Raw genomic sequence first — 19,235 nt, 5'->3', positions numbered from 1 at the left:
TCGATGCTCGGCGGCTGCGATCAAGCCCCTTGGCCAGCCGCTTGAAATAAGGCATAAAAACGCCAACTCACCTGCCAGGATGCGAAAGTCGCAAAGAGAGTTCAACCGCCTCTGTTAGCCGTCGTATTACGGCCTCTTTCTGCCTCGATTGTTGGTCAACAACCCAATTTTGTGCAATGAGGCGCGGCGGCGAAGACCGGACGGTCGGACCACAACGGCTTTCTATTGAACCATCGAACCGAGAACCAATTTTTCATGACGCTGCATGTCCCATCGCGCGACCTCGAAACCAAGCAGATCGACCATAACGATTCCATACGATCTGCCTATTTTACGATCGAGGAATTGCGGGAAAGCGCCGCTTCTCTGGCGCTGAACGGCGTCGATGAACTACCCGGCCTGCTGGACTTCGACTTCTTCGCCCGGCACAAGGAAAACGAGCGCGAGATCCTGCGCGTCTATCGCGCAACGGCGGCTGACGTCGAAGCCGGGGCCACGATCACGCCTGCGGCCGAGTGGCTGCTCGACAACCACTACATCATCGAAGAAGCGATCCAGGAAGTTCGCCGCGACTTCCCGAAGAAGTTCTATCGCCAGCTGCCGACGATGAAGGTGGGAAGCCGTGAAATCCCGCGGACAATGGCGATGGCATGGCTCTACGTCGCGCATACCCACTCGACCGTCAGCCAGGAAAGCATGACGGCCCTTGTCGAGGGCTACCAGCAGCACCGGACGCTGGAGATCGGTGAACTCTGGGCACTGCCGTCGATCGCGCGCTTCGTGCTCATCGAAAATCTCCGACGCATCGCAACCCGCGTCGATCGCTCCCGCCGGATGCGTCGCCGGGCCAACGAGGTCGCCGACGAGATCATCCGTCTCAACGATCCTGTGGCGGCCGCGACCTATCTCAGCCAGATCGAGCAGCTGGCTGACGACAACACCTTCGCGACACAGTTCCTGTACCGCCTGCGCAATGGCTCGCAGAACACGAGCTTTGCCGTCGAATGGCTGGAAAGCCGACTGGAAGCGGCCGGCCGCACCGCCCAGGAGGCGATGGACGCCGAACACAACCGTCTCTCCTCCGGCAACGTTACGATGGGCAACATCGTGCGGGGCCTGCGCGAGATCGACGACAAGGAATGGTCGGTCTGGGTCGAAGAGGTCAGCCATGTCGACCGGGTCCTCGGCCAGCACACCGATTACCGCGAACTCGATTTCGGCTCGCGCAACGCCTATCGCAACACGATCGAAAGGCTGGCGCGTCGCTGCGACCAGAGCGAGATCGAGATTGCCCAGACGGCGATCGATCTGGCGACACAATCGGCGGGACCCGATGGACAGCTCGATGTTGGAAGCTATCTCGTCGGCAACAGACGGACCGAGCTGGAAAACGCCATCGGCTACAGCCAGCCTCTCTCCCGGATCCTGACCGACGGCATAAAGCGCCTGAACTGGCTCTCCATCGCAATCCCCGTCATTGCGCTCACCGTCGCAGCCCTAGCGGTTATCGGTTACTTCCTTAATCAGGCCGGCCTGCCGACCTCGCTCATCATGGTCCTGCTGGTCCTGGTCTCGCTGCCGGTTTCCGAAGGCGCGACGGGACTGTTCAACACGCTTGTCACCTTCTTCGTCAAACCGTTCCGCCTGACCGGCTACGAGTTCAAGCAGGGCATTCCCGAGGAAGCACGCACCCTCGTCGTCGTGCCCTGCATGATCACCAAGCGTGACGACGTCGACGAACTCATCCGCAATCTCGAAGTCCACTACCTGACCAACCCGCATGGCGAGATTTATTTCGCGCTCTTGAGCGACTGGAAGGACAGCCAGACGGAAGAGACCCCTGCCGATCTGGAGGTCCTCGATTACGCCAAACGCGAACTCGCCCAGCTCAATGGTCGCTACGATTTCGGCGGCAGGAACCGCTTCTACCTCTTGCATCGTCGTCGCCTTTACAACGAGGCCGAAGGCTGCTGGATGGGCTGGGAGCGCAAGCGTGGCAAGCTGCACGAGCTGAACATGCTGCTGCGCGGCGATCGCGACACCTCCTATCTCCCGGGCGCCAATATGGTGCCGGAAAACGTGCGTTACGTGATGACGCTCGATGCCGACACGCGCCTGATGCGCGACGCCGTCACCAAGCTCGTCGGCAAGATGCACCATCCGATCAATCGTCCGGTGCATGACGAGAAGACAGGCCGCGTGATCAGCGGCTACGGCGTCCTGCAGCCGCGCGTCACGCCCTCTCTGACCACTGGCAAGGATGCCTCGGTCTTCCAGCGCATCTTCTCGATGAACCGCGGCCTCGACCCTTATGTCTTCACGGTCTCCGACGTCTATCAGGACATCACCGCCGAAGGCACCTTCACTGGCAAGGGCCTTTACGACGTCGACGCCTTCGAGACGGCGATCAAGGGCCGCATCGACGAGAACAGCGTGCTCAGCCACGACTTGCTCGAAGGTTCCTTCGCCCGCTGCGCGCTTGTCACCGACGTCGAGCTGGTCGAAGACTTTCCGACCCGATACGAGGTCGAGATCTCGCGCCAGCATCGCTGGGCCCGCGGCGATTGGCAGCTCATCCCCTATATCGGCGATACCAGCCGCGGCATCACCAGCCTCGGCCGCTGGAAGATGGTCGACAACCTGCGCCGCTCGCTGACCCCGATTGCCTGGTATGCCGCCTCGGTTCTCGGCTGGGCCACCATGGAGCCGGTGGGCGCCACCATCTGGCAGCTGCTTCTGATCTTCAGCCTCTTCGTCGCCCCGACCCTATCGCTTTTGTCGGGCATCGTCCCGCGTCAGACCGATATCGTGCCGGCCGCGCATTTCCAGACGCTGTGGTCGGAAGTCCGCTCGATCAACGCCCAGGTCGCGCTCCGCATCGTCTTCATCGCCGACAATGCCTGCATGATGGCCGATGCCATCGCCCGCTCGCTTTACCGCATGCTGGTGAGCCGCAAGCTGCTGCTCGAATGGCGCACGGCCGCCAGCGTCCAGTCGGCAGCCCAGGGCTCGATCGCCTCATATTACGAGAACATGCGCCATGCGCCGATCCTCGCCATCCTCTCGGTCGGCGTCGCGGCCATACCCGGCGGCTATGGCTATCTGATCGGCCTTCCGTTCGCCTTCCTCTGGGTCCTGTCGCCTCTACTCGCCTGGTATGTCAGCCAGTCTGCCGAAACGGAAGACAGCCTCGAGGTTCCAGAAAACGTCTCGTACGAACTGCGCAAGATCGCTCGCCGCACCTGGCGCTACTACGAGACCTTCACGACCGCCGGCGACAACTATCTGCCCCCGGACAATTTCCAGGAAACGCCGGAACCGCTGATCGCCCATCGCACCTCGCCGACCAATATCGGCGTCTATCTGCTCTCCGTCGTCTCCGCTCGCCATTTCGGCTGGCTGAGCTTCGAACAGACCATTGAGCGCATGGAGCAAACGATCTCCACCGTCGAACGGATGGAGAAGTATCGTGGCCATCTCTACAACTGGTACTACACGGACACGCTCAACACGCTTGGCCCGAAGTATATTTCGGCGGTCGACAGCGGCAATCTCGCCGGCCATCTGATCGCGATCTCCTCGGCCTGCCGCGAATGGGCGGAGGCGCCGTCCGCACACCTTCAGGGCAATTTCGACGGCATCGGCGATGTCGGCGGCATCCTGCTCGAAGTCCTCGGCGAGCTGCCGGACGACCGAAAGACGGTGCGTCCGCTCCGTCGTCGTCTTGAGGAACGCATCATCGGCTTCAACACGGCGCTTGCCGCCGTCAAGCGCGAGCATGAATTCGCCTCGATCCGCATCATCAATCTTGCCGTGCTGGCGCGTGACGCACAAAAACTGGCGGCAAATCTCCACCACGAAATTCGCTCGGAGGCGAGTGCGGAAGTCGTTCGCTGGACGGAATCGCTGGTGTCGGTTTGCGAAGCCCACATTGCCGACACCGCCTTCGACCTCTCGAACATCGATCCGCTGCGCCAGCGCCTGAGCCAGCTCTCCGAGCGCGCCCGCAACCTCGCCTTCTCGATGGATTTCACCTTCCTCTTCCGACCGGAGCGTCGCCTGCTGTCGATCGGTTATCGCGTCGACGCCCGCGAACTGGACGAGGCCTGCTACGACCTGCTCGCGTCGGAATGCCGTCTGACCAGCCTGTTTGCGATTGCCAAGGGTGATCTGCCGACGGAACACTGGTATCGCCTCGGTCGCCAGGTCGTGCCGATCGGTGCCCGCGCTGCGCTGATCTCCTGGTCGGGCTCGATGTTCGAGTATCTGATGCCGCCGCTCGTCATGCAGGAGCGACAGGGTGGCATTCTCAACCAGACGAACAATCTCGTGGTCATCGAACAGATGAACCACGGCCGCCGGCTGAACATCCCCTGGGGCATTTCGGAAGCAGCATTCAATGCCCGCGACCACGAGATGAACTATCAGTACACCAACTTCGGTGTGCCGACACTCGGCCTGAAACGCGGCCTCGGCCAGAACGCCGTTGTGGCACCCTATGCCTCGATCCTGGCAAGCCAGTATTACCCCGAGGCAGCGCTTGAAAACCTCAAACGCCTGCGCAAGCTCGGCGCGCTGGGGGCTTACGGTTTCCACGACGCGGTCGACTTCACCCCGACGCGCCTGCCGGACGGCAAGAAATGCGCTGTCGTCTACAACTACTATGCCCACCATCATGGCATGTCGATCGCAGCCATCGCCAATGTCGCCTTCAACGGCCGCCTGCGCGCGCTCTTCCACGCCGATCCGGTGATCGAAGCGGCAGAACTTCTCCTGCAGGAGAAGACGCCCCGAGAAATCCCGGTCATGAGCGCGAAATACGAGCCACAGACCCCGGGCAAGGGCCAGGCGGACCTTCTGCGCGCCGAAGTCCGCACGATCGAGGATCCCGCGACCAAGGACCGCGAAGTCGTCTTCCTTTCGAATGGCCACTATTCTGTGATGATGACGGCCACCGGCTCCGGATTCTCGCGCTGGAACGGTCAGTCCGTCACCCGCTGGAAACCCGACACGACCGAAGACCGCTGGGGCACGTTCCTCTTCCTGCGCGATACCGCCACCAATGAGTGGTGGTCGGCGACATCGGCGCCGCGCCGCGCAGAAGACGAAAAGACCAAGGTCATCTTCGGCGACGACAAGGCGGAATTCTTCAAGACCGTCGGCGACATCTCGACCTCGGTCGAATGCATCGTCGGCACCGAGCATGATGCCGAAGGCCGCAGACTGACGATCCTGAACACCGGCACGGAAGACCGCTACATCGAGGTCACGTCCTACACCGAGCCGGTGCTGGCCTACGAGGATAGCGACAACGCCCATCCGCTCTTCTCGCGCATGTTCGTCAAGACCGAATTCGGTCGTCGCCGCGACGTGATCCGCGCCGAGCGCAACAAGCGCAGCCCGTCCGACCCGGATATCTGCGTTGCCCATCTGGTGGTCGACAGCGCGGGCCAGGGTCGCCCGACGGAATTCGAAACCGACCGCCGCAAGTTCCTCGGTCGTGGCCGCAGCCTCGGCGAGGCAGCCGCCTTTGACCCCGGCGCCAACCTCTCCGGCTCGGAAGGATTTACGCTCGATCCGATCCTCAGCCTCCGCCGCGTGGTGCGCGTGCCGGCTGGCAAGAAGGTCCAGGTGATCTTCTGGACCATGGCAGCCCCGAACCGCGAGGAAATCGATCAGGCGATCGAACGCTACCGTCATCCGGATGCCTTCAGCCACGAGCTCATCCATGCCTGGACGCGTGCCCAGGTCGAGCTTCGCCACATCGGCATCACCTCACAGCAGGCGGCTGCCTTCCAGCATCTGGGCCGTTACCTGACCTATCCCGACAATCACCTGCGTGCGGATCCCGAAACGGTCCGCAAGGGGCTGAGGTCGCAGTCGGCGCTGTGGCCCATGGCGATTTCGGGCGACTTCCCGATCTTTGCGCTGCGCATCAACGACGACATGGACATGGACATCGCCCGCGAGGCGATGAGTGCACTGGAATATCTGCGTCGCCGCGGCGTCGTGGCCGATCTCGCGATCATTAACGAGCGCGCGACCTCCTATGCGCAGGACATGCAGCATGCGCTCGACCAGATGGCGGACAATCTGCGCCACCGCCTGCCCGGCGGTCGCCAGCATGTGTTCACGGTCCGCGACGACCTGCAGGACGAGGGCTCGACACTTGCAGTCCTGGCAGCCGCCCGCGTTGTACTCCACACCCGCAACGGCAAGATCGTCGACCAGGTGAACCGCGCCGTCTCGCTCTTCGCCACTCCGCGCACGATCGATGGTGAGCTCGAATGGGCAGGCTTGCCGCCCGTACAGTCGACTCCCGCCAAAACGGGCCGCGTGATCGACGGTTCCGACCTCGACTTCTGGAACGGCTTCGGCGGTTTCTCGAAAGACGGTTCGGAGTATGTCGTGCGTCTTGACGGATCTGCGGCAACGCCGCAGCCGTGGATCAACGTCATCGCCAACGAGAACTTCGGCTTCCACGTGTCGGCCGAAGGGGCCGGCTTCACCTGGAGCCAGAACTCGCGCGACTACCAGGTAACGCCCTGGACCAACGATCCCGTGGTAAACCGTCCGGGCGAGGCCTTCTACGTCACCGATCTTGGCAGCGGACGCGCCTATGCGACCGTCAGCGCGCTGAACACCGATCCTGCGGCCACCTTCGAGACACGCCATGGCATGGGTTACTCAACCTTCGTCAGCCAGCATGGCGATCTCGAGATCGAACTGACCCAGACTGTGGATCGCGAGCGCCCGGTGAAGCTCACGAAGATCCGGCTGAAGAACGCGAGCCCGGAGCCACGCAAGTTCCGCATCTATGGCTACGCAGAATGGGTCCTCGGCAACAATCCCGCCCGCACCGCCCCCTTCATTCTGTCGAGCTTCGATGAGGAGACTGGGGCACTGCTTGCCTCCAATCCGTATGACATCAACTATCCGGGCCGCTTCGCCTTCCTGGCTGGACCGGAACAGCCTGATGGCTATACGGCCAGCCGGCGCGAATTCATCGGTCGCAACGGCACGATCAAGCTGCCACAGGCCGTAGTCCGTGCCTCGGGTCTTACGGGCTCGATCGAGAGCGAAAGCGACCCTTGTGCGGCAATTGCCTTCGATGTCGAGCTTGCTCCCGGTCAGTCGCGCGACATGACCTTCCTGCTCGGTGAAACCGAGACAGCGGAAGCCGCAGTCGATCTTGTGAAGACGGTTCGCGGCTCAGGGTTCGAGACGGTCCTCAAGGCCAACCGCGACTTCTGGACAGGCTTCACCGGCAAGCTCTCGGTGGAGACCGGCGACAAGGCATTCGACAACCTCGTCAATCGCTGGCTGCCCTACCAAGCGCTTGCCTGCCGGATTTTCGGGCGGGCCGGCTTCTACCAGGCAAGCGGCGCTTACGGCTTCCGTGACCAGTTGCAGGACACGCTGGCATTCCTGACGGTGGAACCACAGCTCGCCCGTCGCCAGATCCTGAATGCCGCTGCGCGTCAGTTCGTAGAAGGGGACGTGCAACATTGGTGGCTGCCGCAGACAGGCGCGGGTGTCCGCACCATGATCTCCGACGACGTCGTCTGGCTCGCCTATGCAGTCGACCAGTATGTCTCGGCGACGGGTGACCAGGCGATCCTGTCGGAACAGATCCCGTTCCTCGACGGACCGCAGCTTACGCAGGGTCAGCATGACAGCTTCTTCCTGCCCAATACCGCCGCTGAAACGGCAGATCTCTATGAGCACGCGGCTCGCGCGCTCGACCTCGCCATTGCCCGCACCGGCGAACACGGCCTGCCCTTGATCCTCGGTGGCGATTGGAACGACGGCATGAACCGCGTCGGGATCGAAGGCCGTGGCGAAAGTGTCTGGCTTGGCTGGTTGCTTGCCGCCACATTGGAACGCTTCAGGCTGCAGGCGGACAAGCGTGGCGATCGAGACCGCAGTGCCCGCTGGAGCGAGCATGTTGCGAAGCTCAAGGCTGCCCTGGAAACGGTAGGCTGGGACGGAGAGCATTATCGTCGTGGCTATTTCGACGACGGCTCGCCGCTCGGTTCGAATGGTTCACGCCAGTGCCAGATCGACTCCATCGCCCAGTCCTGGAGCGTTCTGTCCGGAATGGGAGATCCCGCCCATACCGGAAAGGCACTCGATTCCGCCGTCTCGAAGCTTGTAGACGCAGAGAATGGCATCGTCCGCCTCTTCACGCCGGCTTTCGAAAAACCCGAAATCGATCCGGGCTACATTGGCGCCTACCCGCCTGGCGTGCGTGAAAACGGCGGCCAGTATACCCATGCGGCGATCTGGCTCGGCCTGTCCCTGGTCCAGGCCGGTCGTCTCGCCGATGCCTGGCGCGTCTTCGAAATGTTGAACCCGATCAATCACGCGAAAACGGCAGACGAGGCAGAGCGTTATCGCGTCGAGCCTTACGTCGTTGCGGCCGATATCTATGGCGGCGACGGCTATGCCGGACGCGGTGGTTGGACCTGGTACACGGGATCTGCAGGCTGGCTCTATCGTTTCGCGGTCGAAGGCTTCCTCGGCATCCGTCGCAAGGACGGCGAGCTTGTCGTGAACCCTGCCCTGCCCGAACATTGGGAAGGCTTCAAGGCCAAGGTCGACGTCGATGGTCGAAAGGTCGCTGTCGCCGTCACACGGACCGCAGAAGGCTACGATGTGACCCTCGATGGCAAGCTGCAGGCAACCAGTGAGGATCTACCGCCTGCACCGCCGCCGGCCAAGAAACCGGCGCGCAAGCCGAAGATCAAGGCAGCCGAATAGGCAGCCAATGCAGCAAACGAAAGAGGCCCCGCCAGCGCTGGCGGGGCCTCTTTGCTGTTTCGCAATGGTGCCGGCCGTCAGGCCGAGTACACGATCAGCAAATCCTTGGCGTCGATCTGGTCACCAATCCGCACCAGCACTTCCGCAATCGTCCCGTCGCGGTCGGCATGCAGCGCCGTTTCCATCTTCATCGCTTCGATCGAAAGCAAGACGTCGCCAGACTTGACCGTCTGGCCGGCAGAGACGGAAACCTGCGAAATGACGCCCGGCATCGGCGCACCGAGCTGCGCGGTATTGCCGGTTTCCGCCTTGCGGCGGACGGCGCTGCCTGAAGCTCCATGGGCCCGATCCGGCACCTTGATACGGCGTGGCTGCCCGTTCAGTTCGAAGAACACGGTCACCATACCCTTGTCGTCGGTATGGCCAAGCGCCTGATTGACGATGACAAGCGTCTTGCCCTTTTCGAGGTCGAGGAACAGTTCCTCGCCGGCAGGCAGGCCATAGAAATACTGCGGCGTCGGAATGACCGAGACCGGACCATACATGTCGGCCGCAAGCGCGTAATCGGTGAAGACCTTCGGATACATAAGATACGAGGCAAATTCGAAGTCGCTGACCTCACGACCAAGCTTCTCCTCGATCACCTTGCGCTCGGCGTCCAGATCAGCCGGCGGCAGAAGCGAGCCCGGCACGGCCGTATAGGGCTCCTCGCCCTTCAGCACCTTCTTCTGCAGCGCTTCCGGCCAACCGCCTGGAGGCTGACCGAGATCGCCCTTCAGCATCGAGACAACCGAATCAGGGAAAGCGATGTCCTTGGCGGGGTTTTCGACCTCGGCCACAGAAAGATCCTGGCTCACCATCATCAGCGCCATGTCACCGACGACCTTGGACGACGGCGTTACCTTGACGATGTCGCCGAACATCTGGTTGGCGTCGGCATAGGCCTGGGCGACTTCATGCCAGCGGGTCTCAAGACCGAGCGAACGGGCCTGTTCCTTGAGGTTGGTGAACTGGCCACCCGGCATTTCGTGCAGATAGACTTCCGAAGCCGGCCCCTTGAGGTCGCTCTCGAAGGCCGCATACTGCGTGCGCACGGCTTCCCAGTAGAAGGACAGACGACGGATCCAGTGCGGATCGAGACCTGGATCGCGTTCGGAGCCGCGCAGGGCCTCGACGATCGAGCCAAGGCACGGCTGCGAGGTATTGCCCGAGAAGGCGTCCATGGCGGCATCGACCGCATCGACGCCGGCCTCAACAGCGGCGAGCACAGTCGCAGCCGCAATGCCGGAGGTGTCATGGGTGTGGAAATGGATCGGCAGACCCGTCTCTTCGCGCAGGGCCTTGAACAGCACCTTGGCGGCGGCAGGCTTCAACAGGCCCGCCATGTCCTTGACCGCGATGATATGCGCCCCGGCCTTTTCCAGCTCCGCGGCAAGCGCGGTATAGTACTTGAGGTCATACTTCGGACGCGCCGAGTTGAGGAGATCGCCGGTGTAGCAGATCACCGCCTCGCAGAGCTTGTTCTCCTCGATGACGGCATCCATCGACACCCGCATGTTGTCGACCCAGTTCAGGCAGTCGAAGACGCGGAAGAGGTCGATCCCGCCCTTGGCCGCCTGGCGGACGAAATACTTCACCACGTTGTCGGGATAGTTCTTGTAGCCGACGCCGTTCGCGCCGCGCAGCAGCATCTGCAGGAGCAGGTTCGGCGCGCCTTCACGCACGAGAGCGAGACGCTCCCACGGATCTTCGGTCAGGAAGCGCATCGAGACGTCGAAGGTCGCGCCACCCCAGCACTCGAGCGAGAACAGGTTCGGCAGCGCCCGCGCATAGGTATCCGCGATCCTCGCGATATCATGTGTGCGGACACGCGTCGCCAGCAGCGACTGGTGGCCGTCACGCATGGTCGTGTCGGTCATCAGGATGCGCTTTTCGTTGCGCATCCAGTCGCCGAATTTCTTCGGTCCGAGCTCGTCGAGCAACTGCTTTGTGCCCGGCTTGATATCGGCGTCGATATAGGGAACGACCGGCTCGGCGGCATCCGCCGGCGGCTTGGGACGACCCTTTACTTCCGGATGGCCGTTGACAGTCACATCAGCGAGATAGGTGAGAAGCTTCGTCGCACGGTCCTGACGCTTCACCTGCTGGAAGAGTTCCGGCGTCGTATCGATGAAACGGGTCGTGTAGGAATTGTCGCGGAAGCTCGGATGGCCGATGATCGCTTCGAGGAAGGTCAAGTTGGTGGCAACACCACGGATGCGGAACTCGCGCAGCGCGCGGTCCATGCGGCTGATCGCTTCCTGCGGCGTGCTGCCCGACGCCGTTACCTTGACCAGCAGCGGATCATAGTAGCGGGTGATGATCGCACCCGAATAGGCAGTACCACCATCGAGACGAATGCCGAAACCGGCAGCCGAACGATAGGCGGTGATGCGGCCATAGTCGGGAATGAAGTTCTGTTCCGGATCCTCGGTGGTGATGCGGCACTGCAGCGCGTGGCCGTTGAGGCGGATGTCAGCCTGCTTGGGCACGCCCGATTCCGGCGTCCCGATCGCGTGGCCATCGAGGATGTGGATCTGTGCCTTGACGATATCGATGCCGGTCACGACTTCTGTGACCGTGTGCTCGACCTGGATGCGCGGGTTGACCTCGATGAAGTAGAATTTTCCGGTGTCGGCATCCATTAGATATTCGACTGTGCCGGCGCCGATATAGCTGGTCGCCTTGGCAATCCGCAGCGAGTAGTCGGCCAGCTCCTGGCGCTGCGCTTCGTTGAGATAGGGCGCTGGCGCCCGCTCGACGACCTTCTGGTTGCGGCGCTGGATCGAGCAGTCACGTTCGAAGAGATGCACGACATTGCCATGCGTGTCGCCGAGCACCTGGCTCTCGACGTGGCGCGCACGCTCCACGAGCTTCTCGAGATAGACCTCGTCCTTGCCGAACGCGGCCATGGCCTCGCGCTTGCCTTCCGTTACCTCACGCAGCAGGTCCTTCGGATCGCGAATGGCGCGCATGCCACGACCGCCACCGCCCCAGGAGGCCTTGAGCATGACGGGATAACCGATCTCCGCAGCAAGCCGATGGATCTCGGCCTCGTCGTCCGGCAACGGATTGGTGGCGGGTACGACCGGCACGCCGACGCTGATGGCGAGATTGCGGGCGGCAACCTTGTTGCCGAGCTGGCGCATCGTATCGCTTTTCGGGCCGATGAAAATCAGACCGGCATCGTTGCAGGCATCCACGAATTCGGGACTTTCCGACAGGAGGCCGTAGCCCGGGTGAATGGCATCGGCGCCCGACAGCTTGGCAACGCGGATGATCTCATCGATCGACAGATAGCTTTCGATCGGGCCAAGATCCCTCTCCAGATGCGGACCGCGGCCAACCTGGTAACTTTCATCCGCCTTGAAGCGGTGCAGCGCGAGTTTGTCTTCCTCGGCCCAGATGGCGACCGTTTTCAGACCGAGCTCGTTGGCGGCGCGAAAGACGCGGATCGCGATTTCCGAACGGTTGGCGACAAGGATCTTGGATATTGGCAATTCGATCTCCCCAAAACGATATGCCAGGGCATTGTGCACCTGCGAAGAAAAGTCATAGCGCGTTGTTTTAGGAAGTTCAATTTGCCTTGGCCGACCTCGAGAAGATTCCGTCCCTTCTCAGGTCACCAGGCCGAGACGGAACGACAAAGCCACGACATGCTGGCGATTTTTCGCATTCAGTTTGTCCTGAATACCGTTCATGTACCAGTCGACCGTATGGTTGGAGATCTTCAGGATCTTGCTGATCTCGTTGGACGTCAGCCCATCTGCCAGATAGTTCAGCACTTCCATTTCGCGGCGCGTCATCCGCGTATCGATCGGCTTGGCAGCCTCTGTCTCGTTCGCATGCTTGAACTCGAGCAGACGCCAGTAGGCCTTCTTCGCCACCGCATCGAAAAGCGCGATCTCAGTTGGCGAAAGATCGACCGGACGTCCCCCGACCGTCATATTGCCGAGCAGGCCTGTTCGCCCATGAACGGGGAAGATGTAGCCATCCGCCAGGCCGAAACGCAGGCTGTCTCCAAGCATGCGCTCCATCCGCTTGCGATGCGGATCGGCACGGAAAGCGTGCAGCGCGTCGCGCCAGCGGAACCCGGCATGGGCCTGTCCGAGATAGCGGATCGTCGGATCGATCAGAACGTATTTCTTAGCGATATAGAGCTGCGGCCAACCCTCGGGCCAGTGGCCGGTCAGGACGAGGTTCATCGGGTTCTCGTCCGGCTTCGGCTGGCGAACAACCCCGTAATACTCGAAGCCATAGCCTCGAACCAGTTTCTCCAGCTCCGAAACAACCTCGGCTGCCGATCGGCATTCATCGACGATGACAAGGAAATGCAGCAATTGGTTGATATTCACAAAGTCTCTCCAAAATGCGCTACTAAAATTACCATTAAAAAGCCACGAGCGACGGCTTTTTCGGCCACGCGAAGCAATTTGAACGTTTACCGTCAAAATGGGTTATTGGAAACCTATGGCGGCGTGCGGAATTCTAGCTTCGCCCGACCACGAAGCGCTGTCTGGCATGGGTGGGATCTTGCGGCGGCATGGCTGTCGCATTAGGCATCCTTTCTGGCTGGCGGACTGCGCGAGCGGAAAATTCGGCGAGTTTCGCGACATCAGGCAAAGGTGAACCCAGTTGTCCCTGCTACAAGTTTATTTCAAGGCCCTGAAATACCTTGCAAGTTACAAGTTACGAGTTTCACTCGTCGTCGCTGCGAACGTCGTTCTCGCTGTCATTACGATCCTCGAGCCCATTCTTTTCGGTCGCATCATTGATGCGATCTCGGAAAAGCGGGACGCCACGGGAATCCTGATCGCCTGGGGCTGCTTCGGCGTATTCAACACGGTCGCCTATGTGCTTGTCGCGCGCCAGGCCGATCGACTGGCCCATGGCCGCCGCGCGGATCTGCTGACCGAATCATTCGGCAAGATCATTTCCATGCCGCTCAGCTGGCACCACACGCGCGGCACCTCGAATGCCCTGCATACGCTGTTGCGCGCGGGTGAGACGCTGTTCGGGCTATGGCTGGAATTCATGCGAACCCATCTGGCGACAGCTGTTGCATTGGCCTTGTTGATCCCGACCGCCTTTTCGATGGACGTGCGGCTCACATCGGTCCTGATCATCCTGGCTGTCCTCTATGTCATCATCGGCAAGACAGTGATGAACAGGACCAAGGAAGGCCAGGCCTCGGTGGAGAGCCACTATCACACGGTCTTTTCCCATGTGAGCGACTCGATCAGCAACGTCTCGGTCCTGCACAGCTACAACCGCATCGAGGCGGAGACGCGCGCGCTGAAAGAATACACGACCAAGCTGCTCTCCGCTCAGTATCCGGTCCTCGACTGGTGGGCGCTGGCAGGCGCCCTGAACCGCATCGCTTCGACACTCTCCATGCTCGTCATCCTCGTAATCGGCACACTGCTGGTTCAGCGAGGCGAATTGACGGTAGGCGACATCATCGCCTTCACGGGCTTTGCCACCCTCTTGATCTCCCGTCTCGATCAGATGATCGCCTTCGTGAACCAGATCTTCGAAGCGCGATCTAAACTCGAAGACTTTTACAAGCTTGAGGACGCCGTGCAGGAACGCGAGGAGCGCGCAGGTTCAGCCGACCTGGAGCCGGTTCGCGGCGATGTGGAATTCCGCAATGTTTCCTTCGATTTCGCCTCCACCACCCAGGGCGTGCGCGATATTTCCTTCCATGCCCGCGCTGGCCAGACGGTTGCCATCGTCGGTCCAACGGGCGCCGGCAAGACCACGCTCATAAACCTCCTGCAGCGCGTCTATGATCCCCAGTCGGGTCAGATCCTGATCGACGGCCAGGACATCGCCAAGGTGACCAGGAAGTCGCTGCGCCACTCGATCGCGACTGTTTTCCAGGATGCAGGCCTGCTGAACCGTTCGATCAAGGAGAATATCCGCCTTGGTCGCGAGGACGCGACCGAGGAGGAAATCATCCAGGCGGCCGAAGCAGCCGCCGCTACAGACTTCATTGAAAGCCGCATGATCGGCTACGACACCCATGTCGGCGAGCGCGGCAACCGTCTGTCAGGCGGCGAACGCCAGCGTATTGCCATTGCTCGTGCGATCCTCAAGAACGCCCCGATCCTCGTGCTCGACGAAGCCACCAGCGCGCTTGACGTCGAAACGGAAGCCCGCGTCAAACAGGCAATCGACCGGCTCAGAAAGAACCGCACCACCTTCATCATCGCCCACCGCCTCTCGACCATTCGCGAAGCCGACCTTGTCGTCTTCCTCGACCATGGCCAGGTGATCGAGATGGGCAATTACGATCAGCTGAGCGCGCTCGGTGGTCGCTTCACCTCACTCCTGCGCACCAGTGGCCTTCTGAAGGAAGAGCCAAGCCCGGCAATCTGAGGCTCTCGAAGCCGTTCAGAGGCTATCGAGTCTGTCCAGCACCTCAGTGGCGTGCTTGCGGATGGCGTCCTGCTTGAAGGGATCCATGCGCCGCCAGGTCGCATACATGTTGGAAAGCCGCGGATTGCGCGCGAGCTTCTCTGTGTTGCGGTCGAGGAAATCCCAGTAAAGCGCATTGAACGGACAGGCCTTCGATCCCGTCGTCAGCTTTGGATCGTAGCGACAGCCGCCGCAGAAATTGCTCATCCGGTCGATGTATTTGCCGCTCGCAGCATAGGGCTTGCTCGCCATGATCCCGCCATCGCCATAAAGCGCCATGCCGAGTGTGTTCGGCAGTTCAACCCACTCATAGGCATCGGAATAGACGGCAAGATACCAGTCGCAGACTTGCACCGGATCGATCCCGGCCAGCATGGCAAAGTTGCCAGTCACCATCAGCCGCTGGATATGATGCGAATAGGCGTGTTCGATCGTGTCGCCGACCGCACCCCGCATGCAGGCCATGTCGGTCTTCGCCGTCCAGTACATCTGCGGCAGGGGACGCGACGCAACAAGATGATTGAGGCCGGCATAGTCGGGCATCTCGGTCCAGTAGATACCGCGCACATATTCGCGCCAACCGAGGATCTGCCGGATAAAGCCCTCGACGGCATTGAGCGGCGCCCGCCCCTCGAACCACGCCGCTTCCGCTCGCCGGATGACGTCAATCGGCATGAGAAGGCCGGCATTGACGTAGGATGAGATCAGCGAGTGGTAGAGATAAGGCTCGCCCTTCACCATCGCGTCCTGATAGTCGCCGAAAGTGGGCAGGATCTCGTCGATGAACTGCTGAAGCTCCATCTCCGCCTGGGCAGCAGTCACTGCAAAATGAAAGCTGGCGAGCGAGCCCATGTGGCCGGTGAAGCGCTCTTCGACCAAGTCCAGAACGGACTTCGTGATCGTATCCTTTCGGTGGCTGATCCGCTTTGGTCCCTTCAACCCTTCCGCCGGTGGCTTGCGGTTCTCGGCATCGAAATTCCACTTGCCGCCGACAGGCTCCTCGCCCTCCAGCAGCACCCGGTGACGCCTGCGCATGTCGCGATAGAAATACTCCATGCGCAGCTGCTTGCGGCCTTTGCGCCATTCCCGGAAGTCCTCGATCGAACAGAGAAAGCGATCATCTTCCCGGATCTCGACCGGCACACCGAGGGACGCTTCCCATCCGCGCATCTCGTCCGCCAGACGCCACTCCCCGCATTCCGTCACGACGACGGAGGCTGCGCCGGTGTCGGCAAGAGTGCGGGCAAGTTCGCCTTTCAGGCTCCGCGTGTTCTGAGGATCGTCCAGAGTGACATAACGGACGGCAAGACCCTTTTCTCTCAACTCCTCGGCAAAGTGCCGCATGGCGGAAAACAGAAAGGCGATCTTCTTCTTGTGATGCTTCACATAAGTCGCCTCGCTCATGACTTCCGCCATCAACACGAGCGAGGTTTCAGGATCGGCATCGGCAAGTGCTGACAGCGAGTGACTGAGCTGATCGCCGAGAACGAGATGGATGCGCGATGCCTTCACCATTCGATCGGCTGGCCGTCATAGGCAAAGAAGCCACCGGTCTGTGCCGGCTCCAGCCCATCAAGGACCGAGAGCATCATGGCGACACTGTCTGCCGGCTGGATCTTGTCATGCGTCTTGGAGAAACCGCCGGAAAAGCCGGTATCAACGGAACCCGGATGCAGCGCCACCACAACGCTCTTCGGTCGAAGACGAGCGATTTCGATAGCACATGTGCGGGTGATCTGGTTCAGCGCCGATTTTGCGGAGCGGTAGGAGATCCAGCCGCCAAGCTTGTTGTCGCCGATCGAGCCGACCCGTGCCGAAAGCGTCGCAAAAACGCTCTTGCCTTCATTGGAGAGAAGCTGCGCGAAGTGTTTGAGCGCCAGGGCCGGGCCGATCGCGTTGAGCGCGAATTGCGCAGCCATGACGTCACCCTGGATCGCCTTGATCGTCTTCTCCGGACCATTGCCATTGATCACGAGCGCACCCGTTGCGCAGAGGATCAGGTCGAACTTGAAGCCCGCTTCCGAAAGTCGCGCAGCCGCAGCGGCGACAGACGCATCATCCGTGATGTCGAACCCGTCAACGCTGCGCGACAGTTCGATCACACTGCCACAATTCGGATCGGCCTTGATCGCAGCGGCAAAGGCGCCGCCAATACCGCCACTTGCCCCAAGCACGAGCGCACGGTAGCCGGGATTGAGGGACGTCATTCCGGAAAAGTCGGTCATCTGAAAACTCCTGCAGGTCTGTGCTACCCACTACGGCAGGCAGCCAGACCGGATCAGGCACAGATTGTCTCAGAGGCGTTCGATGGCGCCGTCGAAAGCCGGCATCGCGCCGGGATCGATGTCCATAAGCCGGCAAATCAGCCCCGCAATCTCGGTTTGCTTGAGCGCAACATCGAGACCAAGCCGGAATCCGACCGTATAAAACGGCACTTCGGTCTCCTCTGGGGTCGGACCTGCATGATTGCCGTCGTCACCCATGCCGTGATCGGCGGTGACGATCACCGTGTAACCGGCCTCGACCCAATCAGGCAGATGCCGTGCAAGCAAATCACCCTGCAGGCGCGCTGCATTTCGGTACCCGACGCTGTTGCCACCATGTTTATGGCCGGCATCATCGACATTCATCGGATGGAGCAGGAGGAAGTCCGGCGCCTTGGCGCGGATCAGCCATTCGGCATCGGCGAAGAGATGGCTGTCTGGATAAGCGTCGTCCCAGTAGAACAGGCCGTGTGTAATATCTCCAGTGCCATCGACCAGAATGCGATCGCGATTGCGGTCGAAGGGGCAGGACACATAGAGCTCGGATACCCAGTGATAGGCGGCCGCACCCGTCACACCACCCTGTGCCCGAACCCGCGCGAAGAGATTGTCCCCCACCGAGCGCCGCACCACGCCATTGCTGACCACGCCGTGGTCCACCGGCTTGCGGCCTGTCAGCAAGGTTTCATAAAGCGGCCGTGACATGGCGGGTAGCTCGCAGATCAGCTTGCGCACATCGGCGCGGCCCGCAGCCACGAGACCTTCCATGTAGCCGAGACAGGTACGGGCCGCATCGTAACGCAGCCCGTCGAGAACGATCAGGATCACTTTGTTCATGGCGCGCAACTTGCCACGCCGCGCGCCAAAGGCAAGGCCGACTTAGATTATAGGCTTCCCACCTGTGACAGCGATCGTCGCGCCGGACACGTAACTCGACAGCGGGTCTGCCAGCATCACATAGGCTGTCTGCAATTCCGCCGGTTGCCCAGGCCGCTTCATCGGCACCTGTTTGCCGAAGTTCTTGACCTTCTCTTCCGGCATGGTCGAGGGGATGAGCGGCGTCCAGATCGGCCCAGGAGCTACCGCATTGGCGCGGATATTCTTTTCCGCCAGCATTTGTGCGAGCCCAGCCGTGAAGTTCTGGATCGCGCCCTTGGTGGTCGCATAGGCGAGGAGGTGCGGGCTGGGACTGTCCGAGTTGATCGAGGCAGTATTGATGATCGACCCACCATTCTTCATGTGCGGAACTGCTGCCTTGGTCAGATAGAACATGGCGTGGATATTGACGCGGAACGTCAGCTCCCACTCCTCGTCGGGGATCTCGGTGATGTCGTCGAAGGTGGCCTGGTGGGCGGCATTGTTGACAACAATATCGACGCCGCCGAGTTCACGAACCGCCGTGTCCACGATTTCTCGGCAATGATCAGCGTTTTGAATATCCCCTCGGACCAGCACGGCCTTGCGCCCCGCCTTTTCCACCCAACGGGCGGTATCCTGCGCGTCCTCGTCCTCCTCGATATAGGAGATCAGCACATCGGCGCCTTCGCGTGCATAGGCGATTGCCACCGCCCGACCGATCCCGCTGTCGCCGCCGGTGATGATCGCCTTAAGCCCTTCGAGCTTGCCGGACCCCTTGTAGCTTTCTTCGCCATGATCAGGCCTAGGATTCATGTCCGAGGTGCGGCCCGGCATCGGGACTTTCTTCTGCGAAAATGGGGGCGTCGGATAATCGGCCATGGGTCATCTCCT

8 protein-coding genes are annotated in these 19,235 nt (G+C 61.2%); 2 read left to right on the top strand and 6 right to left on the bottom strand.

Features of this window, described 5'->3' with window-relative positions; translation table 11 throughout:
* The first annotated feature begins 255 nt into the window (after positions 1–255).
* A complete protein-coding gene (locus IP85_RS14160) occupies positions 256–8,763 on the top strand; it encodes a glucoamylase family protein (protein WP_054150327.1) in 8,508 nt (2,835 codons plus the stop codon).
* A 77-nt stretch (positions 8,764–8,840) separates the two neighbouring features.
* On the opposite strand, the gene pyc is transcribed toward IP85_RS14160, so the two are convergent.
* Together pyc and IP85_RS14150 are read right to left on the bottom strand one after the other, a co-directional pair.
* Positions 8,841–12,302, bottom strand: coding sequence for a pyruvate carboxylase (gene pyc / locus IP85_RS14155; protein WP_054150326.1), 3,462 nt, complete (start codon positions 12,300–12,302; stop codon positions 8,841–8,843).
* A gap of 117 nt (positions 12,303–12,419) precedes the next feature.
* Entirely contained in the window at positions 12,420–13,157 is a 738-nt protein-coding gene (locus tag IP85_RS14150; RefSeq protein ID WP_054150325.1) for a LuxR family transcriptional regulator, read from the bottom strand.
* A 280-nt stretch (positions 13,158–13,437) separates the two neighbouring features.
* Between IP85_RS14150 and IP85_RS14145 the strand changes: the two genes are divergently transcribed.
* Complete coding sequence (locus tag IP85_RS14145; protein WP_054150324.1) at positions 13,438–15,183, top strand: glucan ABC transporter ATP-binding protein/ permease; 1,746 nt, start codon at positions 13,438–13,440, stop codon at positions 15,181–15,183.
* Positions 15,184–15,198: 15 nt separating this feature from the next.
* Here IP85_RS14145 and IP85_RS14140 read toward each other — a convergent pair whose 3' ends face one another.
* From IP85_RS14140 to IP85_RS14125, 4 genes are all read right to left on the bottom strand, one after another.
* Positions 15,199–16,737: a cryptochrome/photolyase family protein gene (locus tag IP85_RS14140; protein WP_054150323.1), complete on the bottom strand. Its 1,539-nt coding sequence runs from the start codon at positions 16,735–16,737 to the stop codon at positions 15,199–15,201.
* Entirely contained in the window at positions 16,731–17,447 is a 717-nt protein-coding gene (locus tag IP85_RS14135; RefSeq protein ID WP_082347711.1) for an SDR family oxidoreductase, read from the bottom strand. Before IP85_RS14135 ends, IP85_RS14140 begins: the two co-directional genes overlap by 7 nt.
* A 69-nt stretch (positions 17,448–17,516) precedes the next feature.
* Positions 17,517–18,323, bottom strand: coding sequence for an alkaline phosphatase family protein (locus IP85_RS14130; protein WP_054150322.1), 807 nt, complete (start codon positions 18,321–18,323; stop codon positions 17,517–17,519).
* Between the two features lie 42 nt (positions 18,324–18,365).
* On the bottom strand, positions 18,366–19,223 hold the full coding sequence (locus IP85_RS14125; protein WP_054150321.1) for an SDR family oxidoreductase: 858 nt from the start codon (positions 19,221–19,223) through the stop codon (positions 18,366–18,368).
* Positions 19,224–19,235 lie beyond the last annotated feature (12 nt).

The organism is Rhizobium sp. AAP116 (assembly GCF_001295785.1).
Classification (GTDB): Bacteria; Pseudomonadota; Alphaproteobacteria; order Rhizobiales; family Rhizobiaceae; genus Allorhizobium.
The sequence above is the reverse complement of the archived record's forward strand: the minus strand, read 5'-3'. Positions and strand labels throughout refer to the sequence as shown.